24 protein-coding genes, 2 tRNA genes and 1 other RNA gene are annotated in these 22326 nt (G+C 55.4%); 13 read left to right on the plus strand and 14 right to left on the minus strand.

The annotated features are described in order from the left end of the window. Positions 1 to 2 precede the first annotated feature (2 nt). From Q7F15_RS20260 to hmpA, 6 genes are all read right to left on the minus strand, one after another. A complete protein-coding gene (locus tag Q7F15_RS20260; RefSeq protein WP_212132622.1) occupies positions 3 to 314 on the minus strand; it encodes a YbaB/EbfC family nucleoid-associated protein in 312 nt (103 codons plus the stop codon). Positions 315 to 347: 33 nt separating this feature from the next. Continuing rightward, positions 348 to 2045, minus strand: a complete 1698-nt coding sequence (dnaX, locus tag Q7F15_RS20265; protein WP_171567380.1) for a DNA polymerase III subunit gamma/tau — start codon at positions 2043 to 2045, stop codon at positions 348 to 350. A gap of 125 nt (positions 2046 to 2170) precedes the next feature. Continuing rightward, on the minus strand, positions 2171 to 3604 hold the full coding sequence (locus Q7F15_RS20270; protein WP_171567381.1) for a PAS domain-containing sensor histidine kinase: 1434 nt from the start codon (positions 3602 to 3604) through the stop codon (positions 2171 to 2173). A 199-nt stretch (positions 3605 to 3803) separates the two neighbouring features. Next, an RNA gene (gene ffs, locus Q7F15_RS20275) (signal recognition particle sRNA large type) lies at positions 3804 to 4069 on the minus strand. A gap of 70 nt (positions 4070 to 4139) precedes the next feature. Beyond that, positions 4140 to 5885: an HD-GYP domain-containing protein gene (locus tag Q7F15_RS20280; RefSeq protein ID WP_171567382.1), complete on the minus strand. Its 1746-nt coding sequence runs from the start codon at positions 5883 to 5885 to the stop codon at positions 4140 to 4142. 249 nt (positions 5886 to 6134) lie between these two features. Then, entirely contained in the window at positions 6135 to 7355 is a 1221-nt protein-coding gene (gene hmpA / locus Q7F15_RS20285; protein WP_171567383.1) for an NO-inducible flavohemoprotein, read from the minus strand. Between the two features lie 262 nt (positions 7356 to 7617). On the opposite strand from hmpA, the gene Q7F15_RS20290 reads away from it, so the two are divergent. Then, the gene (locus Q7F15_RS20290) at positions 7618 to 7926 is read left to right on the plus strand and encodes a DUF4870 domain-containing protein (protein WP_171567384.1); all 309 of its coding nucleotides are present in this window, start codon (positions 7618 to 7620) and stop codon (positions 7924 to 7926) included. Between the two features lie 137 nt (positions 7927 to 8063). Then, the gene (locus Q7F15_RS20295; protein WP_304414844.1) at positions 8064 to 8627 is read left to right on the plus strand and encodes a hypothetical protein; all 564 of its coding nucleotides are present in this window, start codon (positions 8064 to 8066) and stop codon (positions 8625 to 8627) included. Between the two features lie 50 nt (positions 8628 to 8677). On the opposite strand, the gene Q7F15_RS20300 is transcribed toward Q7F15_RS20295, so the two are convergent. Continuing rightward, positions 8678 to 8769, minus strand: a tRNA-Ser gene (locus Q7F15_RS20300). Positions 8770 to 8911: 142 nt separating this feature from the next. On the opposite strand from Q7F15_RS20300, the gene Q7F15_RS20305 reads away from it, so the two are divergent. Next, positions 8912 to 9646: a pseudouridine synthase gene (locus Q7F15_RS20305; RefSeq protein ID WP_212132626.1), complete on the plus strand. Its 735-nt coding sequence runs from the start codon at positions 8912 to 8914 to the stop codon at positions 9644 to 9646. Here the strand turns inward: Q7F15_RS20305 and tadA are convergent. Together tadA and Q7F15_RS20315 are read right to left on the minus strand one after the other, a co-directional pair. After that, complete coding sequence (tadA, locus tag Q7F15_RS20310) at positions 9643 to 10122, minus strand: tRNA adenosine(34) deaminase TadA (RefSeq protein ID WP_212132637.1); 480 nt, start codon at positions 10120 to 10122, stop codon at positions 9643 to 9645. The two genes, Q7F15_RS20305 and tadA, sit on opposite strands and share 4 nt — an antisense overlap. Continuing rightward, complete coding sequence (locus tag Q7F15_RS20315; RefSeq protein WP_230077862.1) at positions 10122 to 10718, minus strand: nitroreductase family protein; 597 nt, start codon at positions 10716 to 10718, stop codon at positions 10122 to 10124. The genes tadA and Q7F15_RS20315 overlap by 1 nt, the downstream gene beginning before the upstream one ends. A 130-nt stretch (positions 10719 to 10848) precedes the next feature. On the opposite strand from Q7F15_RS20315, the gene Q7F15_RS20320 reads away from it, so the two are divergent. The 6 genes from Q7F15_RS20320 to Q7F15_RS20345 all read left to right on the plus strand — a co-directional run bounded on the left by Q7F15_RS20320 (position 10849) and on the right by Q7F15_RS20345 (position 16566). Continuing rightward, positions 10849 to 11352 carry a DinB family protein gene (locus Q7F15_RS20320; RefSeq protein WP_304414845.1) on the plus strand — a complete coding sequence of 168 codons (504 nt, stop codon included), beginning with the start codon at positions 10849 to 10851 and terminating at the stop codon, positions 11350 to 11352. Positions 11353 to 11518: 166 nt separating this feature from the next. Then, positions 11519 to 12019, plus strand: coding sequence for a ribonuclease H-like YkuK family protein (locus Q7F15_RS20325; RefSeq protein ID WP_171567388.1), 501 nt, complete (start codon positions 11519 to 11521; stop codon positions 12017 to 12019). Positions 12020 to 12268: 249 nt separating this feature from the next. Then, positions 12269 to 13126 (plus strand): glucose PTS transporter transcription antiterminator GlcT, encoded by an 858-nt coding sequence (gene glcT / locus Q7F15_RS20330; protein ID WP_212132628.1) that lies wholly within the window; start codon positions 12269 to 12271, stop codon positions 13124 to 13126. A gap of 147 nt (positions 13127 to 13273) precedes the next feature. Beyond that, the gene (locus Q7F15_RS20335) at positions 13274 to 13771 is read left to right on the plus strand and encodes a PTS sugar transporter subunit IIA (RefSeq protein ID WP_171567390.1); all 498 of its coding nucleotides are present in this window, start codon (positions 13274 to 13276) and stop codon (positions 13769 to 13771) included. A gap of 330 nt (positions 13772 to 14101) precedes the next feature. Then, positions 14102 to 15544 (plus strand): N-acetylglucosamine-specific PTS transporter subunit IIBC, encoded by a 1443-nt coding sequence (gene nagE / locus Q7F15_RS20340; protein WP_171567391.1) that lies wholly within the window; start codon positions 14102 to 14104, stop codon positions 15542 to 15544. Positions 15545 to 15651: 107 nt separating this feature from the next. Then, the gene (locus Q7F15_RS20345; protein ID WP_304414846.1) at positions 15652 to 16566 is read left to right on the plus strand and encodes a DUF7916 family protein; all 915 of its coding nucleotides are present in this window, start codon (positions 15652 to 15654) and stop codon (positions 16564 to 16566) included. A 64-nt stretch (positions 16567 to 16630) separates the two neighbouring features. On the opposite strand, the gene Q7F15_RS20350 is transcribed toward Q7F15_RS20345, so the two are convergent. Together Q7F15_RS20350 and Q7F15_RS20355 are read right to left on the minus strand one after the other, a co-directional pair. Beyond that, the gene (locus tag Q7F15_RS20350) at positions 16631 to 16825 is read right to left on the minus strand and encodes a hypothetical protein (RefSeq protein WP_171567393.1); all 195 of its coding nucleotides are present in this window, start codon (positions 16823 to 16825) and stop codon (positions 16631 to 16633) included. A gap of 62 nt (positions 16826 to 16887) precedes the next feature. Continuing rightward, positions 16888 to 17106 carry a helix-turn-helix domain-containing protein gene (locus Q7F15_RS20355; RefSeq protein WP_171567394.1) on the minus strand — a complete coding sequence of 73 codons (219 nt, stop codon included), beginning with the start codon at positions 17104 to 17106 and terminating at the stop codon, positions 16888 to 16890. Between the two features lie 164 nt (positions 17107 to 17270). On the opposite strand from Q7F15_RS20355, the gene Q7F15_RS20360 reads away from it, so the two are divergent. Together Q7F15_RS20360 and Q7F15_RS20365 are read left to right on the plus strand one after the other, a co-directional pair. After that, positions 17271 to 17627: a helix-turn-helix domain-containing protein gene (locus tag Q7F15_RS20360; protein ID WP_230077596.1), complete on the plus strand. Its 357-nt coding sequence runs from the start codon at positions 17271 to 17273 to the stop codon at positions 17625 to 17627. Positions 17628 to 17732: 105 nt separating this feature from the next. Next, positions 17733 to 18269, plus strand: coding sequence for an ImmA/IrrE family metallo-endopeptidase (locus tag Q7F15_RS20365; protein ID WP_212132630.1), 537 nt, complete (start codon positions 17733 to 17735; stop codon positions 18267 to 18269). A gap of 129 nt (positions 18270 to 18398) precedes the next feature. On the opposite strand, the gene Q7F15_RS20370 is transcribed toward Q7F15_RS20365, so the two are convergent. Beyond that, positions 18399 to 18731, minus strand: a complete 333-nt coding sequence (locus Q7F15_RS20370) for a winged helix-turn-helix transcriptional regulator (RefSeq protein ID WP_304414847.1) — start codon at positions 18729 to 18731, stop codon at positions 18399 to 18401. 105 nt (positions 18732 to 18836) lie between these two features. Between Q7F15_RS20370 and Q7F15_RS20375 the strand changes: the two genes are divergently transcribed. Together Q7F15_RS20375 and pdaA are read left to right on the plus strand one after the other, a co-directional pair. After that, entirely contained in the window at positions 18837 to 18989 is a 153-nt protein-coding gene (locus tag Q7F15_RS20375; RefSeq protein WP_171567397.1) for a hypothetical protein, read from the plus strand. A gap of 171 nt (positions 18990 to 19160) precedes the next feature. Further along, positions 19161 to 19952 carry a delta-lactam-biosynthetic de-N-acetylase gene (gene pdaA, locus Q7F15_RS20380; protein WP_171567398.1) on the plus strand — a complete coding sequence of 264 codons (792 nt, stop codon included), beginning with the start codon at positions 19161 to 19163 and terminating at the stop codon, positions 19950 to 19952. A gap of 925 nt (positions 19953 to 20877) precedes the next feature. Here pdaA and Q7F15_RS20385 read toward each other — a convergent pair. Next, a tRNA-Arg gene (locus Q7F15_RS20385) sits at positions 20878 to 20954 on the minus strand. A gap of 90 nt (positions 20955 to 21044) precedes the next feature. Then, on the minus strand, positions 21045 to 22325 hold the full coding sequence (gene aceA, locus Q7F15_RS20390; protein WP_212132631.1) for an isocitrate lyase: 1281 nt from the start codon (positions 22323 to 22325) through the stop codon (positions 21045 to 21047). Between the last annotated feature and the right edge of the window lies 1 nt (position 22326).

A 22326-nucleotide genomic window follows, 5' to 3' on the forward strand; every position in this document is an offset into this window, starting at 1 on the left:
CCTTAGAACAGACCCGGGATGTTCAATCCTCCGGTGAATCGGCCCATTTCCTTGGCGATCATCTCATCGGCCTGGCGCAACGCATCGTTGACGGCGGTCAGCACGAGGTCCTGCAGCATTTCCACGTCATCCGGGTCGACCACTTCCGGCTTGATCGTGATGTCGACAATCTGCTTGTGGCCGTTTGCCTTAACGGTAATCGCACCGCCCCCTGCAGAACTTTCCACCACTTTTTCCTTCAGGGCCTCTTGCGTCTTTTGCATTTCTTCCTGCATCTTTTTCACTTGTCGCATCATTTGTTGCATGTTTTTCATCGGGGTGTCCTCCTTCTTTTTTGCCGGTTCAGCTTATTCTTTCACTTCAATCAGTCCCTCACCGACCAGCCGAATCGCCTCGGCGACAAACGGGTCCTGCTCTTCCTGGGCGGGCTGTTCTTCCTGCCCGGCCTGCTGGCTCACGCTCTGCCACTCCTCCTCCATCACGGAGAGCAGCTGCAGCGGCCGCCCCAGAACACCCAGCATCACCCGTTCCACGACGCCCTTCAATTCCGGCTCCATGGTCTTCTCACAGTGAATGGGACTGGTAAAGGTGACGACGACAGCGTCGCGGCCGGCAGCAGCGGGCTGGCCGTTCACCAACCAGGCTTGGTATTGAATCTTGATTTTTTTGACATCGGCCAAAATCTGGCTCCACTGCCCGCGCACCTGCCGCGTCAGCGCTTCGTCCACCGCCTTGGCCACCTCCCGCACCTTGTTCATCGGCGTGCGGGAACTTCTCGCGGCCGCAGCCGGACGGCGCGTTTCCGCCCTGCGCGGCTCTTCCGTTCGCGGCTGGGCGCTCACGTGCGCCTGTCCCTGCATCAGTTGGGCCAGCCGCTCTTCCAGTGTGCGGACCCGGTTGGCCAGTGCGGCCAGCTCTGCTCCTCCGGCTGCGGCTGCCTCCGGCGCAGCGGCAGCCTCTTTGACCGGCTGGCACAGTTTGACCAGCGTCAGCTCCACCAGTACGCGGGCGTACGTGGACCACTTCAACTGGGCCAACGCCTGATTGCAGATTTCGATCGCGGCGTACACGTCGGGCAGGGCGTACATCCCGGCCACCTGGGCAAACTGGTCGTCCAGCATCGTCCGCTCGACGATCTCTTCCAACTGCGGCGCAGTCTTGAACAGCAACATGTCGCGGTAGTAGTAGAGCAGATCCTGCAAAAACTGTTCGGGATCTTTTCCCTGCACCATCACCCGGTCAAAATGCTCCATCACCCGGGACACGTCTCGTTCAGCGACGTATTTGGCCAGAACGGAAAAGTGCCCCTGTGAGACGGTGCCGGTAATCTGCATGATGTCAGCAGCCCGAACCTCGTCTTTGCTGTAGCTGATCGCCTGGTCCAGCAGGCTGAGTGCGTCCCGCATCCCCCCTTCGGCCATTTTGGCGACTAGGTGGAGGGCCTGCGGTTCGACCCGCACTCCCTGTGCCTCGCAGATGTATGTGAGCCGCTTCACCATTTCCTTTAGGGGAATCCGGTGAAAATCAAACCGCTGACAGCGCGAGATAATCGTCGCCGGCAACTTGTGGGGCTCGGTGGTAGCCAGAATAAAGATGACGTGGGAAGGCGGTTCCTCCAGCGTCTTCAACAGCGCGTTGAACGCCTCCGTCGTCAGCATATGCACTTCGTCGATAATATACACCTTGTACCGGACGTCACTGGGGGCGAACCTGACCTTGTCGCGGATGTCGCGAATTTCCTCGACACCGCGGTTGGAAGCGGCGTCAATCTCCAGCACGTCGGTAACGGAACCGTCGGTAATGGCCCGGCAGGTGGGGCACTGGTTGCACGGCTCTCCGTCCTGCGGCTGTTCGCAGTTCACCGCTTTGGCCATGATTTTGGCTGCACTTGTCTTGCCCGTACCACGGGGACCGTTGAACAAATAAGCGTGGGACAACCTGCCTTCACGCAACGCGTTGCGCAAAGTGGTCGTCACATGCTCTTGTCCCACCACGTCTTGAAAGGTTTGCGGTCGGTATACGCGATACAGCGCGGTATAAGCCATGATGGTGTGACACTCCAATCTGCACAGTCCTCTTCCGAATCCTAACTATTATACACCATCCGCCCTTGCTCTTACAAAGAAAACGCCCCGTACGGATGACGGGACGCCGGGCCGGATAACCGTTGTCAGAGATACGGGAGCAAGATGTGAAAAGTGGTGCCATATCCTTTGGACGAAACGCGGATTTGGCCGCCAATGTCGTGAATGATTTTCTGACATACGGAAAGACCCAGCCCCGTTCCCTCCTCCTTGGTCGTAAAAAATGGATCAAAAATTTTGTCGATGATGTACAGCGGAATGCCCGGCCCCGTATCGTGGATGTCGATGCTGACCTTGTCCCCTTCCGGATCGATGTGATGGGAAATGTGCAGCGTCCCCTTCTCCCCCATGGCCTCGATGCCGTTTTTGCAGATGTTGATGAAGACCTGTTTGAGCAGTTCCGTGTCCCCCACCACCAGCGGAAGCTGTCCCCGCGAGGAGAACTTTACGTCGATGCCGAACAGAAGCGCCTGCGACTCCACGATCGGGAGAATCTCCTCAAACACCGTGTTTAAATCGACCAGGGAATACTGGACGTCGCGCTGCTTGCTCAGCAGCAAAAATTCGCTGACCAGCGAATTGATCCGATTGATCTCCGTCAGCATGATTTCCGTGTAGGTTCGCTCCCGCTCCATGCCGTTGTCGCTGAAGGATTGCAGGAACATCTGCAAAAAGCCCTTGATCGACGTGAGCGGGTTGCGGATCTCGTGAGCCGTGCCGGCGGCAATCTGTCCGATCATCGCCAGTCGCTCGTTGCGCTCGATTTTTTGTTCAAACGAGCGCAGGTTGGTAATATCCTTGAACAAGACGAACGCGCCGACGGTATTACCGGCCTCGTCCTGAAGCGTGTGGGCGTCCACGATTAATTCGTAGCGCTGGTTGTCGTTTGTCCAGGACGTGGCGATATTGTGAAGCTTCACCCCGTCGAGCAGTTCCCGCTTGATCAGGCGATGCTCTTCAGGTATGCCGGCAAACACATCGTCCACGTGCCGGTTGAGCACATGCAGCCGCTCCATTCCGAGGAGCTTGCAGGCCGCGTGGCTGGCTTCGACGATCTGTCCCTGCTTGTTGAGCACGAACAATCCCAGGCTGGTATCGGTAGTCAGTTTTTCCACAAGCCGCTGTGACAGCCCGTAATCCGTCTCTTTGGTCAACTGATACAGGTGAACCAGATACAGCAGTTCCTCCTCCGTCTGCTGCCCCAAAATCATCGCCGGTGTTTTACCGCTTCTGCCCTGCCTGTCACGCCATTCCACTTCTGCGGGCATATCTGTCTCCGCTTCCCGGCGCAGCAGATCCTGATACAGTTGTTCGATCGTGCCCCGGTACGGCAGCAGGACGTGAAACGGCTGGTTCACGAGTTCTCCGCGTTGGTATCCGGTAACGCGAAGAAGCTGTTCATTCACTTCCACGATACATCCCGTTTGCGTCACCAGAAATACGGCCGTCGGGAAGTATTGCAAAAATTTCGTCAATCGTTTGGACGAACCGGCGAGATGTAACGAGAATGATGCACTCACAGCTTGTCCCCCCCTGACCCTTGACGTTTTTACAGGCAATCATCGCATTCTGCACATTCCTACACATTCGTCACCCTATCAGGAATGCCCTGCCTGTACAGAATGATTCTGGAAGGAAATGTTTCGCTAGAGATCGTCAGAAATCAACAAAAAATGGCCTGTTCCTCATGAACAGGCCACTTGATGTTCTTCGAGAAGACCGTGCACCTATCTTCGATACTCCCCATCCAAGCGTTACATATGGGGGCAGCTCAGACCAGGCTCCCCTGCGGCACACGCGATGATCCACTTATGGCTGCTTCCTTCCGGACCTGACCAGGTTCATGGGTTCGCGTTGCACAGGACCCGATCCTCAACACCGCCGCCCATATGGCAGCCTTACATGAGAAGACCTCTGATAGGAATTCGACCCTGCTATTGCGGATTGCAGGTTACAGGGCACCGCAACCTCCCCGTCTAGCACGGCACATTTAGCATACCAAAGAACCGGAATGATCGCAAGGCAAAAAGCCATCCATAACAGGAAAGCGTCCCCTCACGTGACGTGGGCTGCCGCTTTCTGCACTTCATGCCCGGCGTCGGATGAAATCATGCTGGCGGCAATCGCCTGATACGCCCGGCAAAACGCCCGGACAATCTCCGGATCGAATTGAGTGCCGGAGCAGCGGACAATTTCCGCATACGCTTCTTCTGCTGTCATCGCCTTGCGGTAGGAACGCGTTGAAGTCATGGCGTCAAAGGTGTCGGCGACGGCCAAAATACGCCCCAGCAGGGGGATATCCTCCCCTTTCAGTCCGTCCGGATACCCGTATCCGTCCCAGCGCTCGTGATGATGACGGACACCGGGACTGACGTGGGCCAGGCTCTCGATCCTCTCCACGATGTCGGCTCCAATGGTGGTGTGCAGCTTGATCAGTTCGTACTCCTCGTCATTCAGCTTGCCTTCCTTCAACAGCACCCGGTCGGGAATGGCCACCTTGCCGATATCGTGCATCAGCCCGGCATAACGCAGATCGTTCCGGGATATGGTTTGCTTTTTCGCATCATCCAAATAATCGTAGATAAGCAGCGCGTACCGGGTAACCCGCTCGCTGTGGCCGGCCGTGTACGGATCTTTCATCTCCACAGCCAGGTAAAAGCTGCGAACAATCTGGTCCATCCCCTTCTGCATGTACTCCCGTTCCCTTCGGATCAGAGTGTCCAACTGCTCGGCCATCTGATTAAATTTGTTTCCCAAGCGCGCCATCTCTTCCATTCCGTCCACCGGCACGCGAATGGAAAAATCCCCTTTCTGCAAAGCCTCCGTCGCTTCGACAAGGGTGGAAATCGGCCGGTCCATCCACCGGGCGACCAGCCGGGTCTCCATAGCGGCAAACAGCACCACCAATAACGTGACGATCAGCAAAATCAGCTCCAGACGGCCGAGATGACGGTCAATCACTTCGGCCGGCAGCAGTTCCACGTAGGTGTTTCCCGTATGCGGGGAGACGTATCGAAAGAGATGCACCATCCCGTTCAGCCGGCTGTCATACCGCACTTCCTCCGTTAGGCCCGCATTGTGCACCTCTCTTACATCTGCATAAGACTCCACCAGCAGCCGCGCACCCGAGGACTCCGGTTCGACCTGAATCAGCGGGTGCCCGTCGGAGGTAAACACCAAAAGCGTACAGTCGTGCCGCTCGGTGTCTGTTTTCAGCCACCTTTCCAATAAATCGGGCTTCCATTCTGCCACAAGCACGGCGAACGGCCGCCCCTGCTCGTTCGTTACCGCCTGCACCGCGTACAGCCGAGACGGATCGGCCCCCGCTTCCGCTCCAAGCAGCAGCCGGGGAGCGATGTGCCACGCCTCCAGTGTGTCGCGGTACCATGACAGACTGCGGACATTTCCGTCCATCCATTGCTCGTCGGTAAACAGGGAGAGACGTCCACCATCGACGGCGAGCAGATGAACATTGCGGACAGAGGGATTTCTGCGTTGAAAGTCCCGGAACAGCTTCTCCGCCGCAGCCGTTTGTGCGCTGCGCGGCAAAAGCGCCAACTGTCCCTCCGTGCTGCGCACGGCTGGTTCGTTGGCCAGCCGTTGGACGCTGTCCAGCAAGAGCTGGGCATACAGCGAAAACTGCTCGTCCGTGTGGCGCAAACGCTCGCGAATGCTGGTGGCGTACTGTTCGTACACCACCGTTCTTGCCGCGTCGTAATTGACAAAGCTGACGACGAGTATCGGGATCAGGCACAAGCACAGCAGTGCTGCAAATAAGCGGTCTCTTACCTTGGTAAACACGGGCCTCCCCCTTGCTTCTTTCCCGAGGTGGACGGGCACAAGCTCCCTCCTGCTTCGTGCACGCTGTGAATCTCCAACCGACTGGGAACAATGCCCATATCTATGACATTCTTTACCTACCACGGGGAAGCAGCGCCTAAACCTCTTTCAGGGGTTTTTGCAGAAAAGTTTCCTCCCTATGCTTTCATGCCGCCACACACAGCAAAAAATCCTCCGTAAAGTACGGAGGATTTTGGCGATCATATTCGATTACTCACTCAGACTGCCCTTTGGCCCGAAGAATTCAAAATGGATGCGTTCTTCCGGCACGCCCCAGTCTTTCAGCGCCTGGTAAACGTTTTTCATGAACGGCACCGGTCCACAGAAGTAGAAATCGGCATTGTTGTCGGGCAGAATCGACTGCAACCACGGCAGGTCGATGAATCCTTCCTTGTCAAAACGGCGCTCAGCCCGGTCTTCTTCGGTCGGTTCCGAATATGCTGCATGGAAAGTCAGCGCTTCGTGCTTATCGGCCAGCGCGGCCACGTGCTCCTTCATCGCGTGCACCCGGCTGTTGCGTGCAGCGTGGATAAAGTGAACCCGTCGCTGCGGCTGCCGCTCTACCAGCGTATTCAGCATGCTGATCATCGGCGTGAGACCAACGCCTCCGCTCAACAGGACGACCGGCGTCTCTTTTGACGTATCCAGGACGAAGTCGCCTGCGGGCGCGCTGATCGGCAGCACGTCTCCCTCCTTAATGTGGTCGTGCAGGTAGGTGGAGACGATCCCCGCCGGTTTGCCATCTACGGCATCTTCCCGTTTGACGCTGATCCGGTAGTAATCCTTGCCCGGGCTGTCCGACAGACTGTACTGACGGATGTGCGTGTAGGTTTCACCCGGGATATCCAACTTCACACTGATGTACTGCCCTGGCTGGAATGGCGGAATGAGGCCGCCGTCCTGCGGTTTCAGGTAGAAGGAGGTAATCACGTCGCTCTCTTTTACTTTTCGGTCCACGACAAAGTTGCGGAAATCCCGCCAGCCGCCGGGCAACTGTTCCGCTTCCCGGTACAATTCCTCCTCCAAATTGATGAACACGTCGGCAATAACGCCGTACGCTTCCGCCCATGCGTTGATGATCTCGTCAGTCGCTGCGTCGCCGAGCACGTCCTTGATCGCCGCGAGCAGGTTTTTCCCGACGATCGGGTAGTGTTCCGGCTTGATGCCCAAACTGCGGTGTTTGTGCGCAATTTGCTTGACGACCGGCAGGATGGCTTCCAAATTCTCAATGTTGGCCGCCGCCGCATAGACGGAGTTGGCCAGCGCGGTCTGCTGCCGCCCCTGTTTTTGGTTGGCGTGGTTGAAAATGTTCAGCAGTTCCGGATGGTTGGTAAACATCAACTGGTAAAAACGTGTCGTAATCGTCCGGCCATGCTCCTTCAGGACGGGAACGGTCGACTTGATGATGTCTATCGTATGTTGACTCAGCATGTTCGCTCCTCCTTGATGATACCGTGATGGTTCGTGTCGCCTTTAGTATAAGGCGCTGTGATTTTGTTCACTGTGATTGCAATCACATCGCCGGTGGAGGTTTTGTGAACACCTGTACCGAGCATGTGTAGCCGTCCTGCGCTGTCCTCCGTCTGCGGTCGGACGTGCCGATCGCGCTTGCGTCGGTTGGAGGGTTTGGTAATATGAGGTACAATAATTATGGGGGCAGTCATAACGCTTCTCAATACAGGGAGGTAGCAGAATGGATCACAAGGGAGTCAAGGCGATCACCCATGCCAGTTTGTTCTTCGCGCCAATCCTGGTGCCGCTGGTTGTCTGGCTGCTGATTCAAGACCGGCATGTAAAAAACATCGCCTTGCAGGCATTGCTGTTTCATGTCATCATGAGCATTCTTTTCTCCATTTCCCTCTTTCTGTCGTTTTTCGTGATCGGCATTCCGTTCGTGCTGGTATTCGGCTTTATGATCCTCTACTATCCGATCAAGGGGATCGTTTACGCGCTGCAGGACAGACCGTTTCGCTATCCGGTCATCGGATCGCTGATCGGGTAGACGAATACCATAACACAAGGCGGGAGTGAGCAATTCACTCCCGCCGCTTCGTTCTCGGCAATGAACAAATGACCTATTGTATAATTATTACATATTTGGTGATGTAATCATGTTGGAAAAGAGGTGGAAGAATCAACATGAAAAAAGCTCATTGGTTTACACTGATGGCGTTCATCTTGGTTTGTTCCCTGCTTGTCATCATGATGAACAGCAAGCAATCACATGTTGTTCCAGAGATCACATTGAAAGTCGGAAACGATGATATCAGCTCGACATTAAAGTCAAGAACATTGGAAGATCCAGCAGATTTTGAAGATGCGTCACTGTTCCGAGCGATCATGAATGATCCCGCGATAACGATTCCATACGTCAAGCTTGGTGAGACCGTACATATTTCGCTTCATCCAAAACCAAAATCATTTGAAGTAAGGGAGAGCATTCTTCTTACAGATGGCGATTTTAAATATAAACGTCAACCAGCGCAGCAACAGCCAGTAACGCTTAATTTTAATGATAATGAAAATGAAGCAACATTTACTCTGAATGAAAACGTCTTTGCCCTCTTAAGTTCTAACAGTCAAGATTATCAACCGGGCGGGACCATCCGAGGTTATCGCCTGGTATGCAAATGGGAAGACCGCACACAGGAATATGCATTTGTCATCAAAACGGATGCCCACAAACCTTCCACTGCCAAGTAAATCAAAAAGCACAGGCTGGCTGCCAACCTGTGCTTTGCGTACGATTTGTATGGCGGAGAGAGTGGGATTCGAACCCACGCACGCCTCACGACGCCTAACGCATTTCGAGTGCGTCCCCTTATGACCACTTGGGTATCTCTCCACTGTATGCTAGAAGCAAAATTAACTATAGCAAAAGATTGCCCAATGCGCAAGAGTAAATCTCTACCACCCCTTGATTTGCCGTCAGCGTTGGGCCAATATAGTAACAGCACAGCGAAAACGAGCAGAAACGGGGAATTCAATTGAAGCGAGAGCGTTTGGACAAGGTCCTCGCCAACATGGGCTTGGGGACGCGCAAGGAAGTGAAACAACTGGTAAAGCAAGGGCTGGTGGAAGTAGACGGCTCCGTCGCCACTGACCCCGGCATGCACGTGATACCGGAAACGCAGGAGATCACGGTCGAGGGGGAACCGCTCAACTACAAACGCTGGCTGTACATCATGTTGAACAAGCCGCCCGGCGTCGTCTCTGCCACGGAAGACAACCTGCACATGACGGTGGTGGATCTCCTGCCGTACGAATGGGCCCACAAGGTACACCCGGTCGGCCGGCTGGACATCGACACGGAAGGACTGCTGCTCCTGACCAACGACGGACAGCTCTCCCACAATCTCCTGTCGCCAAAGAAAAAGGTGGAAAAGGAGTACTTCGCCCGCATCCAGGGCCGCGTCACCGACCAGCACGTGGAGGCGTTCGCCCGGGGCGTCGAGCTGGAAGATTTTACGACCCTGCCGGCCAAGCTGGAGATACTCTCTTCCGGCGACGTCTCGGAAGTCCGGGTCACGATCATGGAAGGAAAATTTCATCAGGTGAAGCGCATGTTTGCCGCATTTGGCCTGCAGGTGGTCTACCTGCAGCGCGTCCGCATGGGGCCGCTCCATCTCGACACGACGCTTTCCCCCGGGGAATACCGGGAATTGAGCGAGGAAGAATTGGAACAGCTTCGCAGCCATATCCAGAAGAACAGCCCGGTTTAATCCTGACCGGGCTGTTTTTTCATCCGCAGACCGCGAAAAAAGTCTTTCAGCATCTGGCCGCATTCCTCCGCCAGCACCCCTTCCACGACCGGCACCTGGTGGTTGAATCGCGACTCATCCAGCAAGTTCATCAAGGTGCCCGCGCATCCTGCCTTCGGATCACGGGCCCCGTACACCACCTGCTCGATGCGGCTCTGCACAATCGCTCCTGCACACATCGGACACGGCTCCAGCGTCACGTACAGCGTGCAGCCGATCAGCCGCCAACCGCCGAGCCGGGCGCTTGCCTCCCGAATGGCAATCATTTCCGCGTGCAGGGTGGGATCTTTTTTCGTTTCCCGCAGATTGTAGCCGCGGCCGACGATTTCCCCGTCGCGAACGATGACCGCCCCGATCGGCACCTCGCCGATGGCCGCTGCCTTTTTCGCTTCTTCCATCGCGGCTCGCATGTATGTCTCGTGTTCCTGCATCTCCATCACGTGCGTCCAAATACTCCTTTAAACACAGTCTCAGACAGTTCCCGACGCCCCGACGGTTTTTCCCGCTCCTGCAATTGCTCGGGCAGCGCGTCCTTTTCCCCTTGGTAGCCAATCGCGATGACCGCGTGCAGCTCGTATTCGTCCGGCACTTTCAGCACCTCGCGTGCCTTGTCCGGATCAAAACCGCCCATTGCGTGGGCAATCAGGCCGCGCCGGGCTGCTTCCAGAGCCAGGTATCCCCATGCCGCACCGGCATCAAACGCATGCGCCAGGTTGTTCACTCCTTTGGCATTGACCGTTTTGGACAAAATCAGCGCCAGCACCGGCGCTTTTTCGCACCAGACGCGGTTGCCGTCGGCGATGAACGGGTAAAAGCGCTCCCTCTCCTCTTTGCTGCGGGCCAGGATAAACCGCCAGGGCTGTTCGTTGTTGGCCGACGGTGCCCAGCGCGCCGCTTCGAACAGGCTGAACAAAACCTCGTCGGGAATCGGGTCTGACTTGAACGAACGGGGCGACCAGCGATTGAGAAATACCGGGTCCACCTCGTAGGATGCTTTCCGGTATTCTGCCACCTGGGGCAGATACTGATTCATCATGGTTCGCAAACCTCCTTCATAGTTTTTCATTTTTATAGAATAGGGCTGGATAAAATCAGCCAACCTGGCGTATAATGGGAACTGAAGGGAACACATGTTCCCAGAACTATTGGAGGGAGGGTTTTTCATGTTTTCAAGCATTTCCACTTTTCTGAAGGTATGGGAAGACGAGGCACAGATGACCCAGCGCATTCTCGACGCCTGTACCGACGATTCCCTGCAGCAGCGCGTCTCCGCCGATGATCGTACGCTGGGCAGGATTGCTTGGCACATCGTGTGCACCGTGCACGAAATGATGTCCCGCACCGGCCTGCAGTTTGAAGCGGTCGGTGAGCACCAGCCCGTGCCGTCCTCCGCGCGCGACATTGCCGAAGCGTGGCGCAACACCAGCGCTTCCTTTGTCGAAGCCATCCGTTCCCAATGGAGTGAAGCCACCCTGCAGGAAGTGCGCGAGATGTACGGCGAGCAATGGTCCAACGGCTATACGCTGCAAATGCTGATCCTGCACATGGTCCATCACCGCGGGCAAATGACCGTCCTCATGCGCCAAGCTGGTCTGCGTGTGCCGGGCACATACGGACCCGCTCGCGAAGAGTGGAGCAATATGAGCATGGAGCCGCCTGCCCTGTAATCGCCCATTCAGTCCGCCGCCTCGACCGTCTCACTCGGCAGTTTCGGTAAGCACGCAGCATTCCGCGCGAGGATTTGTCTCTTCCATTCACATACTCTCTTCGTGTTTACATACATTAACAGTGTAAGCGCACGTATGTATACAACCTCTGTGAGGGGGGATGTGAGTGGGAGTAACCCCTGTTAGCCCCGTCCTGTTCGACCGATTTTACAGTCCAACAATCGGCCTACTGGACAAGGCAGCCGTTTTTTCCAACATCGAGCAAACCGTATCCTCGACAGCCGGGACGTGCGAAATCATTGTCGGCGCCGACTCGAAACTGCGGAACCGCAGCACGTCCTTTGCCATCGTCATCACGCTGATCCGTCACGGTCGCGGCGGCAATTTTTTTTACCACACGTTTCAGGAACGACATTATGCTTCGCTGCAGCAGCGCATTTTCCAGGAGGCGATTTACGCTGTGGGGTTGGCTTCCGAACTGCGCCACTATCTGCGTGAACGCAATATCGACATCCCCATCAGCCTGCATTTCGACATCGGCAAGAACGGTCCCACCCGCAAGTTTATCCAGTCTTTGCTAAGTCTGGCAAAATCAAACCACTTCCGGGCGGAAATCAAACCATACGCGTACTGCGCTTCCTCCATTGCAGACAAGTTTACCAGATAAGAAACATCTGTTGCAGAACGCTGCCCCAACCTTGCCGTTTTTTTGGACGGCAGGAACGATTTCGCTTCGCCCGCGTCTTTTCCCTGCATGATTGACAACGGAAAGCCAGTGCGTTATCATGAAATTGACAATGAAGCGTTTTCACATAAGCGTGTTACTGGTAATGCAGGCATGAGCTGAGAAGATCTTTTTTTCACCCAAAAAAGGTTTTTTCAGCTCTTTTTTGTTGGTAAAGGTGGGTGGTAACGGGTGTCTCGTGAAAAACCGTATACGATCACACGCGTCCTCAACCACAACGTGGTCCTCGTCGAAGAACCCGACTCCGGCCAGGAGATTGTGCTGTTCGGAAAAGGCATCGGCTTCGGCACCAAACCTGGGAACACCATCCTTCCCCACGATGCACGTGTCGAAAAACGCTTCCGCTTGGAAAATGAGAGCCACCAGCAGCAGTATCAAACCCTGCTCAGCCAGATCGACCCGGCCGTAGTGGGGATCGCCGAAGAAATCATCGCCCTGATTGCCAAGGAAATCACGCCGCACGTAAACGAACACGTCCATGTCGCCCTGCCGGACCACATCCAGTTTGCCATCTACCGCCTGCGCAACGGCATGGATATCGTCAACCCGTTCCTGTTTGAGATCCAGACCTTGTACAGCAAGGAATACGCGTTGGCCAAACGAGCGGCCGAGATGATCAAAACGGCGTTTTCCCAAGAGATACCGGAGAGCGAGATCGGCTTTCTGGCCCTGCACATCCATTCGGCCGTCAGCTCCATGCCGGTGAGCAAAACCGTTCAATTTACCAACATCATCGCCGAGCTGGTCGGCATCATCGAGGAGCAGACGGGCAGATCCATCGATCGCAACTCGATTGATTACGTCCGCCTCATCACACATCTGCGGTTTGCCTGCGAGCGCATCCGGCAGCAGAAATCGATTTACAATCCGCTGTTGGACCGGTTGAAAGAGACCGCTCCAGAGGCCTACGCCGTGGCCGAAAAATTGGCCCGGCACATCTCGAAGCGGCTGGACATGAACGTGCCCGACGATGAGATCGGTTACATGGCGATGCATGTATTTCGGCTGACCCAGCAACCATACGAATGAACAGAATACCTTACCTGCGTGTTACTAGTTCGACTAGGCATGAGCGGTGAGAGCATGCGGACATGGCAAACGATGCCGCATTGTTTCCCCGTTCATGCCTTTTTTCATACACCTTATTTCATACAGCAGACGCAAAAGGAGGAGCTTATGTTACGCAGTTTGTTTTCCCGCAAAAAAAAGCAGCAAGAAGTGACGATCCTGGCCCCCTTGACGGGCGTGATGGTGCCGTTGAGCGAAGTGCCTGACCCGGTCTTCGCACAGCAGGTTGTCGGTGACGGCGTAGCAATCGACCCGACTGAAGGGGTGCTCGTCTCCCCCGTAGACGGGAAAGTGACCCATTTGTTCCCCACCCATCATGCGATTGCCCTGACCAGCGACAACGGTCTGGAAATTCTCCTCCACATTGGCATTGATACAGTGAAGTTGAACGGAGAAGGATTTACGCCGTTCGTGTCTGTCGGCGATCAGGTAAAAGCCGGCGACAAGCTGATCGAGTTTCAACTGGATACAATCCGGCAGGCAGGATGCGCAACAGTGACGCCTGTTGTCATCACCAACGGCGATGTGGTCGCCGAGAAACAGGTGATTGCTCCGCCCAACGTGCATGCCGGTCAGGAACCGGTGATGAACGTCGTAGTAAAGTGAGGCACCGCATAATGTAGTTTCAGGTAAGCATCACGGGGAATGGCGGGCTGCACGCCCGCCCCCTGTTGGTAAATTGTTCCGCCCAGTCCCGCTCGACCGTCACGCTGAACCCATATTGCACTCTGTCACGGCAACAGAGGCATCCCGTCAGCGGGAAGGCAGAACCGCATCACAGGTTTCGCCAGCTTCGAATTGCAAACGCTTACAAACCGCGATTCTCCCTTCGTCAGATGAGTCACTCTCCGGCCGTGTCCTAATTATCGCTCCTAATTGAACGTACTCCGGAGAGCGGCTTTCTGAATATCACTTTCATCCAAGGAGGTTTTATCCATGCTTGCTTTCATGCAAAGGCTCGGGAAAGCGCTCATGCTCCCTGTAGCCGTACTGCCTGCCGCGGCGCTGCTGGTGTCCTTTGGTCTTCTCGACTACGAGAAGAACATCCCGCTCGGCTCCGCAGTGGGTGGTTTTCTGAACACGTACGTCGCTCCCTTCCTCAATGCCGGCGGTACTGCGATTCTCGGCAACCTGGCCTTGATTTTTGCGGTGGGTGTCGCCATCGGTTTTGCAGGTGACGCGATTGCCGCCCTGGCGGCGGTCCTGGCCTACCAGGTGCTGGTGGGAGTACTGGCCAAAGTGCCTGCCGCCATGCCCTTCATCGATGACAAGGTGGAACTGAACATGGGCGTTCTCGGCGGATTTCTCGCCGGCGGCGTCGCCGCTTACTGCTACAACAAGTACCGCGACATCAAGATGCCGGATTGGCTCGGTTTCTTCAGCGGCAAGCGGTTTGTGCCGATCGTGACCTCGCTGTTCATGGTGGTCATCGGGATCATCATCGGCTGCATCTGGGGGCCGATCCAATCCGTACTGGACGCCTTCGGGAACTGGGTTGTCGGACTGGGCGGCATTGGCGCGGCCATCTTTGGCTTCTTCAACCGTCTACTCATCCCGTTTGGCCTGCACCACGTGCTCAACGCCATCGCCTGGTTCCAAATCGGCAGTTTTACCGATCCCGCCGGAAATGTGGTTCACGGCGACCTGTGGCGCTTCTTTGCCGGTGACAAATCGGCCGGCATGTTTATGACCGGCTTCTTCCCGATCATGATGTTTGCCCTGCCGGCAGGTGCTTTTGCCATTATCCACACGGCAAAACCGGAAAAGCGGAAAACCGTCGCCGCCATCTTCCTTAGCTCGGCCCTTGCTTCCTTCCTGACAGGGATTACGGAGCCGATTGAGTTTGCGTTCATGTTTGTGGCTCCCGTCCTCTATGTGATTCACGCTGTCCTGACGGGCATTTCCGGCTTTGTTGTGTACGCCTTGGGCATCAAACACGGCTTTGGCTTCTCGGCCGGCCTCATCGATTACCTGGTCAACTTCCACCTGTCGACCAACGCGCTGTTGATCATTCCGGTCGGCCTGGCCTTTGCCGCGGTGTACTACTTCCTCTTCCGCTTCCTGATCGTCAAGCTGAATCTGAAGACACCGGGCCGCGAAGACGACGAAGAGGAGACGGCATCCCACGCGTCCGGCAGCGATGCGATGCACGAAAAGGCACAAAAAGTGCTGGCCCTCATTGGCGGCAAGGACAATATCGTCAGCGTGGACGCCTGCATTACCCGCCTGCGGCTGGTCTTAAAGGATGACAAGGTCGTCGATGAAAAAGGCCTGCGCAGTCTCGGGGCGGCCGGCGTGATGAAACTGGGGCAGGGCAGCGTGCAGATCGTCTTCGGTCCCCAGTCGGAAGCGCTGAAGGACGAGATCAAAAAGATGTAAACCTGTCGTCACCGCTCGCCTGACGGCACGATTCCACCCGGCCGCGCCCTGACGTGCCGGGTGGACTGCTTTATAACGGCACAATATTTGTTACTGGGAGGAAGACGATGAAACGATTGTTGGACTGCACAGCTTCCGATTTCTCACGGATGACCGGGCAGGATGTAAAGCGGGCAATCAAGGCCTCTGAAGGGCGAGTGCTGGTAGCCGAAGTGATCTCCTCCGTCTCCCCGCTCTACCCCAGTGTTACCAATGCAGAATTGGCCGCCGCTTTTGGTGCCGACATGATCCTGCTCAACCTCTTTGACGTATTTCAGCCAAACGTGGAAGGACTGACCGCTGCGCCCGATGAGACGGTACATGAGTTGAAACGGCTCATCGGACGGCCCGTCGGCCTCAACCTGGAACCAGTCGACCCACAGGCCAGAGCGGCAGAACAACTGCTCCCCCTGCCCCCAGGGCGGCTGGCCTCGGCGGAAACCTTTGTCGAGGCAAAACGGCTCGGTTTTGACTTCCTCTGCCTGACCGGCAACCCCAAGACCGGAGTGACCAACCGGGAAATCAGGCAGGCGATCCGCACCGCCCGTGAAGTCATGGGCAAAGACGCCTTGATCATGGCCGGGAAAATGCACGGCGCTGGCGTAGCAGATGAAGCCGGTGGCAATTTGATAGAAGAGCAGACGATTGTCCAGTTTATCGAAGCAGGGGCGGACATCATCCTGCTCCCCTCGCCCGGCACAATTCCCGGCATCACGCTTGATGCGGCCAAATCCATGGTCGATCTGGCCCACCGCCACGGCGCATTGGCCCTATTGGCCACCGGCACCAGTCAGGAAGGGGCAGACGAGGCGACCATTCGCCAGATCGCGCTGAACAGCAAAATGGCCGGGGCCGATCTGTATCACATCGGCGACGCCGGTTACAATGGCATCGCTATCCCGGAAAACATCATGCACTACTCCATCGCCGTGCGCGGAAAACGGCATACCTATGTGCGGATGGCCGCATCGGTCCTGCGGTAACGCCAGACAGCACAACGAAGCGGTTTCCCCCGTGGGCTCGTCCGTTTGGGGAAACCGCTTTTTCTCACGGCACCTGCCCGGCAATCGGGGCGGTCAGTGCCGCGTCGCTCTCCCTTTGCAGTTCCCGCTCAAACGACTCCAAGCGACGAAGGAAATCCTGACAGGCAGAAACGCTTTGGGGCTCCATCATCGCTAGCTCGTATGCCAGTGTCCTTTTCCAGATTTCCAACTGCCGCATGTTGGCTTCCCGGACTTCCACCTCTTTCCCCCCTGACCGATCTCTTGCCATATCGCTCTGTGATCTGTTTGTCTCTGTATTTGTCATATCAGCAAAATCAAGCACTGAAACAAGTCGCGCAGTTCGCATTTCAGCTTTCTGGCCAACACCGGCAGGTGATTCGCCTTGAAGTCGTACTCGCCCTTTTCGTATTTCAGATAGGTAGACGCGTTCTTGAAGCCCAGTGATTCCGCCATGTCCTGCAACGTGATTCCCGTTTCGAGCCGTCGCCTTGCGATGAATCCCAGATTGACTTTGTTCAATCAGCATCCCCCTTTATTTGCCAAATTAGCAAATCTTTAACCATTATAATACCGTTTCAATTTTCACAAAGTCAACACGTTCTTTGTTAAATTAACAAAAATTGTGTTTTCCGTTATGGAAAATTGTTAGAATAATTATTGCCATAGCGGAAAGGTTGTGACGAATGATGTCAACAGTCGGTCAACGGATCAAATGGCTCCGGGAACAAAAGCGGTGGTCCCAAATCCAATTGGCCGAAAAACTGCAAATTCACAACACGGTGCTCTCACGGATTGAGTCGGGTGAGAAAAAGAGTGTGGACAACCATCTGCTCTCGAAAGTTGCCGATGTGTTCAACGTCTCCGCCGATTTCCTTCTCGGCAAGACGAATGACCCGACGCCCTCATGGGGAACCCGGAAAAATCCGGAGGAGCATATTTCGTTCTTTGACTTGGAGGGATTGAGCCCATCCGAGATTGAAGAAGTGAAAAAGCACATCGACTATTTGCGGTGGAAAGCCCGACAGTCGGACAAACCATGACCGGCAGGGGCAGGACGTGTCTTACCAAACACTGTCCCGTGCACGGCGTTTTCTTTTCGCACAATACCGAACATATGTTCTGTTTCTTGCAAAGGAGGAATGCACATGCTCCGCGATTACAAACAAACGGAACTGGAAAAATGGGTGGGCGCTTTTTATGCCAGACTGGGGATGCGACATGCGGGAGATTTGCGCGAGGAAACGGTCGCCGAAGCCCTCGGCATTGAGCTTGTGTACCGTCCTTGTCCATCGATGCGGTACGAAGCCGGCGGCTATCGCTGCATCACGATCAATTCCGCCCTGCCCCGGCCAATCCAGCGTGAGCAGTTTTTTCATGAGCTGGGGCATATATTGCGCGGACATACCGGGAAACAGCTGGAGATGAGAAAATCGTTCCGCGACCTGCAGGAGGCCCAGGCTTCGCAGTTTCAACTTTACGCGGCTCTGCCGTTTTTCATGGTATCCAGGTTGAGACTGACCGACTGCCAGACTCATCCGGCCTGCTTGCTGGCCCAGGAGTTTGGCGTAACCCGGCAGCTGGCGGAAAAGCGGCTCGCTCAGATTCGCCGCCGCATCATCAGCGAACGCCTGCACCGCCAGTTCGTCGCCCGCCTCCACGGCAGGGGCCCGCGTCCGGCTTGAGATGCGCGGCGCAGCCGAAGCACGTCCGAAACAGTCCCTTGCAGGGAACGGCCTCGCATTGAACGATGCGGTCCTTTCCAAGCAAATCAGCGCCGTACACAATGTCCGGCGCTTTGTTCGTAAGTCCGTTCAGTTGACTGTTTTCTGATCCAGTTCGATCCACTCTTGTGCCCATTTCTCGATGCCTTTGATGATCGGTTCCAGTGCGCGTCCTTTATCCGTAAGCGAATATTCCACCCTCACCGGAGCGGAATCCGTATAGACTTCCCGATGCACCAGTCCTTCCTTCTCCAGATCCTTCAGCCGTTCCGACAAAAGCCTGCCGCTGATCGGAAGCGCCACTTCAATTGAACAAAAACGCTGCGGTCCCAAAAGAAGCTGGTGCAGGATCAGCCCTGTCCAGCGTTTGCTCAGCAGATGCATGGCTTTTTCAAACTTCGGGCACAGAGAAGACTGCTTCATGGAAATCACCCCATTCTCCATTCAGTATATCGCTCTTTTTTCCTTGCATCAAAATCTGGCCCGCAACCATCCTAGTGAATGGAAACATACGGAGGTGAGTGCTGCATGCCCGATCAAAAAGAGAGAGCCATGGCCATTTTTGAAGTGGAAGACAGGATTCCGGTCGGTTCCATAGACAAGACCCGAGCCGAAATGCCCGATCGCTCCGAACAATATCCCATTCCGGCCCCCCGTCCCGTCCCCTGGGAGGAGGCCTGAGCACATACGGCCTTCCCGCTCCATGTGGCAGGGAAAGGCCGCTTTGTGTGGGTCGCCAACCTATTTTTTCCAAAAGTGCCTGGTCGCGGCAGGCACATAACTTGCCAACGTTGATGGGACAATATCGCTAGGTAAAGGGAAGCCTATTGTCACAAAGGAGGGCAGGTTACCATGAAGCGCCTTACCATTTTGTCCGCTGTCTTGCTGCTCGTAACCATCGTGTTGGGGCATGCGGCTGCCCATCCCGATACGGCGTACCACTTTGGCTTTAAAAAGAGCAGGGACGGCAAACTTCCTTCCATTGACCAGGAAGGATTCAAATCCGTTGTGGAGAAGCACGGGGCTATCTTTTTGGGAGATACGACCAAAAAAGAACTGTATCTGACCTTTGACAACGGGTACGAAAACGGCTACACCGCGCAAATATTGGACACGCTCAAGGCCAAAAAGGTGCCGGCCATCTTTTTCGTGACCGGACATTACGTAAAAGACCAGCCCGACCTCATCAAACGGATGGCAGCCGAAGGGCATCTGATCGGAAACCACTCCTGGAGCCACCCCGACATGACGAAACTTTCCAACGAACGCATCCGGGAAGAGCTGGAGAAGGTACAGACGGAAGTAGCCCGGATCACTGGTCAAAAAGAGATGCGCTTTTTGCGTCCGCCAAGGGGAATTTTCAGTGACCGCTCCCTTGCGGCCTGCAAGCAGCTGGGCTATACCAGCATCTTCTGGTCGATTGCCTACAAAGACTGGGACACCAAGGTGCAAAGAGGCTGGCGGTACGCGTACGACAGCGTCATCTCACAGCTTCACCCGGGTGCCGTCATCCTGCTGCACGCCGTCTCCCGCGACAACGCAGAAGCGCTGGGTGCAATCATCGACGAGGCGCGCAAACGGGGGTACGAATTCAAGAGCCTGGATCAGCTGGTTCCGCACAATCCCTCGACACCTGTTCCGTAAAGCGGCCTGCCAGCAAAGGGCTGATTGCCGCCTGTCTCAAGCACAAATACGCCCATACAGGGGTTGCACCCATGAAAAAGCCGTCTCCCATCAGAGAGACGGCTCAGATTGAAGACAAACTGTTTATTTAGTAAGCGTCCACAAGAAAACGATTTTCATAATTTCCAGGCCGGAAGGCCTGCACATTCATCAACCGAAGCTGAAGACAACGTACATCGCATGGAGGGATGGGCCAAGCGAGCTCCTTTGACGACCTGCTCAGCGGAAAAACGAAAGACGCGGGGATAAACAGGGGGCACAAGTCTCACTTCGTCGAAACACCCAGATGTTTGCCCCCTGCCCGCGTCGCGTTTTGGAGCGGACATCATCCACTTCTTTGCTGGGCGTCAAGAGAGCGAGCGGGCCCGATCACCCATGCGCCACGGACTTTGTCTACATGCTGAGCCGTCTCCCATCAGAGAGACGGCTTTTTGCCCAGGTTCGCTTTCGTTTCAGCATCTTCACGTTTTTCTTTATAACAATCCATGCATAGCTCGTTGTTGTTTTCAATTTCATACTCCGTCAGACGAACCCGACATACTCGACATTGTCTTTCGGTTAATACCAAATTCAATGAGTATACCCCTTTCTTCTCACGGTCGTCATTGTCATTGACATTGTATCCCATAATGAGGGGAAATGAATCCGCTCGATGTTAAAATTGTGTGAATTATTAAATAAGTATTATTCCCATTTATTTACAATGGATTGGTGTAGATCCTTTCAATTAATTCGTGGATGGGGCTGTTATTCCCGATCGTTTCATAATATTTTCCATACAGTTCAGAGTGCGAATAATACTCAGTGCCACGCCTAAGAACCAATTTCCTGTCTTACTCTCCACATAAAAAGAAAAAACCTTGGATTCCCAAGGTTTTTCATGGAATGGCGTCCCCGAGAGGACTCGAACCTCCGACACGCAGTTTAGGAAACTGCTGCTCTATCCAGCTGAGCTACGAGGACGTATTGCACCTACTCTAATTAATTATATGAGGGAAGTCGATTTTTTGCAATTGGGAGGACCAGGGATGATGCCCTGGTCCTGACGTTTCATCAGCTATGGGTAAACTGTTCTTCCTCCGTGGAGCCTTTCAAGGCCGTGGTCGACGAGGTGCCGCCGGCGATCACCTGGGCCACTTCGTCAAAGTAGCCGGTGCCGACCTCGCGCTGGTGGCGGGTCGCGGTATATCCGTATGGCTCGCTCGCAAACTCCGCCTGCTGCAGCTCGGAGTAGGCGGCCATGCCGCGCTCGCGGTAGCCTCGGGCCAGCTCAAACATGCTGTGGTTGAGCGAGTGGAAGCCAGCCAGGGTGACGAATTGAAACTTGTACCCCATCTCGCCCAGCTCATCCTGAAAACGGGCGATCGCAGCTTCATCTAGCTTCCGTTTCCAGTTGAACGACGGGGAGCAGTTGTACGCCAGCAATTTCCCCGGGAATTGTGCGTGAATGGCTTCAGCAAACCGGCGCGCTTCCTCCAGATTGGGCTCCGAGGTTTCGCACCAGATCAAATCGGCGTACGGCGCGTAGCTGAGGCCGCGCGCGATAGCCGCATCCAGCCCGCCGCGCATGCGGAAGAATCCTTCGGGTGTGCGCTCGCCGGTGAGGAACGGCTTGTCGCGGTCGTCGATGTCGCTGGTGATCAAAAAGGCTCCGTTGGCATCCGTACGAGCGATGATCACGGTCGGTACGCCCATCACATCAGCGGCAAAGCGGGCTGCGATCAGATTGCGAATGGCCAACTGCGTGGGAATCAGCACTTTTCCGCCCATGTGGCCGCACTTTTTCTCCGAAGCCAGCTGGTCTTCGAAGTGAACGCCGGCGGCTCCCGCTTCGATCATGCTTTTCATCAGTTCAAACACGTTGAGCGGTCCGCCAAAACCAGCTTCCGCATCAGCCACGATCGGCGCAAACCAGTAGATGTCGCCGGTCCCTTCCGCCTGCTGGATCTGGTCGGCGCGCTGGAACGCCTGATTGATCCGCTTAACCACGTGAGGAACGCTGTTGGCCGGATACAAGCTCTGATCGGGGTACATCTGCCCGGCCAGGTTGGCGTCAGCCGCTACCTGCCAGCCGCTCAGGTAGATGGCTTTCAAGCCGGCTTTCACCTGCTGAATTGCCTGGTTTCCGGTGAGGGCACCCAGCGCCTTGATGTGGTGTTCCGTGTTGAGCAAATGCCACAGCCGCTCTGCCCCCATCCGTGCCAACGTATGTTCAATCTGCACCGAACCGCGCAGCCGGACGACGTCCTCTGCCGTATACGGGCGGACAATCCCCTTCCAACGCTCCGCCTTCCAGCTTTCCTCCACCTGTCTGATTGCCTCTTGCTTGTTCATC

This window comes from Brevibacillus aydinogluensis (genome assembly GCF_961514395.1).
GTDB classification, from domain to species: domain Bacteria; phylum Bacillota; class Bacilli; order Brevibacillales; family Brevibacillaceae; genus Brevibacillus; species Brevibacillus aydinogluensis.

What these genes read in the sequence shown, in the direction of transcription:
- Q7F15_RS20260 (WP_212132622.1), bottom strand. Translation starts at nt 314, where the DNA reads ATGAAAAACATGCAACAAATGATGCGACAAGTGAAAAAGATGCAGGAA.
- dnaX (WP_171567380.1), bottom strand. Translation starts at nt 2,045, where the DNA reads ATGGCTTATACCGCGCTGTATCGCGTATACCGACCGCAAACCTTTCAA.
- hmpA (WP_171567383.1), bottom strand. Translation starts at nt 7,355, where the DNA reads ATGCTGAGTCAACATACGATAGACATCATCAAGTCGACCGTTCCCGTC.
- Q7F15_RS20290 (WP_171567384.1), top strand. Translation starts at nt 7,618, where the DNA reads ATGGATCACAAGGGAGTCAAGGCGATCACCCATGCCAGTTTGTTCTTC.
- Q7F15_RS20295 (WP_304414844.1), top strand. Translation starts at nt 8,064, where the DNA reads ATGAAAAAAGCTCATTGGTTTACACTGATGGCGTTCATCTTGGTTTGT.
- tadA (WP_212132637.1), bottom strand. Translation starts at nt 10,122, where the DNA reads ATGGAGATGCAGGAACACGAGACATACATGCGAGCCGCGATGGAAGAA.
- Q7F15_RS20315 (WP_230077862.1), bottom strand. Translation starts at nt 10,718, where the DNA reads ATGAATCAGTATCTGCCCCAGGTGGCAGAATACCGGAAAGCATCCTAC.
- Q7F15_RS20320 (WP_304414845.1), top strand. Translation starts at nt 10,849, where the DNA reads ATGTTTTCAAGCATTTCCACTTTTCTGAAGGTATGGGAAGACGAGGCA.
- Q7F15_RS20335 (WP_171567390.1), top strand. Translation starts at nt 13,274, where the DNA reads ATGTTACGCAGTTTGTTTTCCCGCAAAAAAAAGCAGCAAGAAGTGACG.
- nagE (WP_171567391.1), top strand. Translation starts at nt 14,102, where the DNA reads ATGCTTGCTTTCATGCAAAGGCTCGGGAAAGCGCTCATGCTCCCTGTA.
- Q7F15_RS20345 (WP_304414846.1), top strand. Translation starts at nt 15,652, where the DNA reads ATGAAACGATTGTTGGACTGCACAGCTTCCGATTTCTCACGGATGACC.
- Q7F15_RS20360 (WP_230077596.1), top strand. Translation starts at nt 17,271, where the DNA reads ATGATGTCAACAGTCGGTCAACGGATCAAATGGCTCCGGGAACAAAAG.
- Q7F15_RS20365 (WP_212132630.1), top strand. Translation starts at nt 17,733, where the DNA reads ATGCTCCGCGATTACAAACAAACGGAACTGGAAAAATGGGTGGGCGCT.
- Q7F15_RS20370 (WP_304414847.1), bottom strand. Translation starts at nt 18,731, where the DNA reads ATGAAGCAGTCTTCTCTGTGCCCGAAGTTTGAAAAAGCCATGCATCTG.
- Q7F15_RS20375 (WP_171567397.1), top strand. Translation starts at nt 18,837, where the DNA reads ATGCCCGATCAAAAAGAGAGAGCCATGGCCATTTTTGAAGTGGAAGAC.
- pdaA (WP_171567398.1), top strand. Translation starts at nt 19,161, where the DNA reads ATGAAGCGCCTTACCATTTTGTCCGCTGTCTTGCTGCTCGTAACCATC.
- aceA (WP_212132631.1), bottom strand. Translation starts at nt 22,325, where the DNA reads ATGAACAAGCAAGAGGCAATCAGACAGGTGGAGGAAAGCTGGAAGGCG.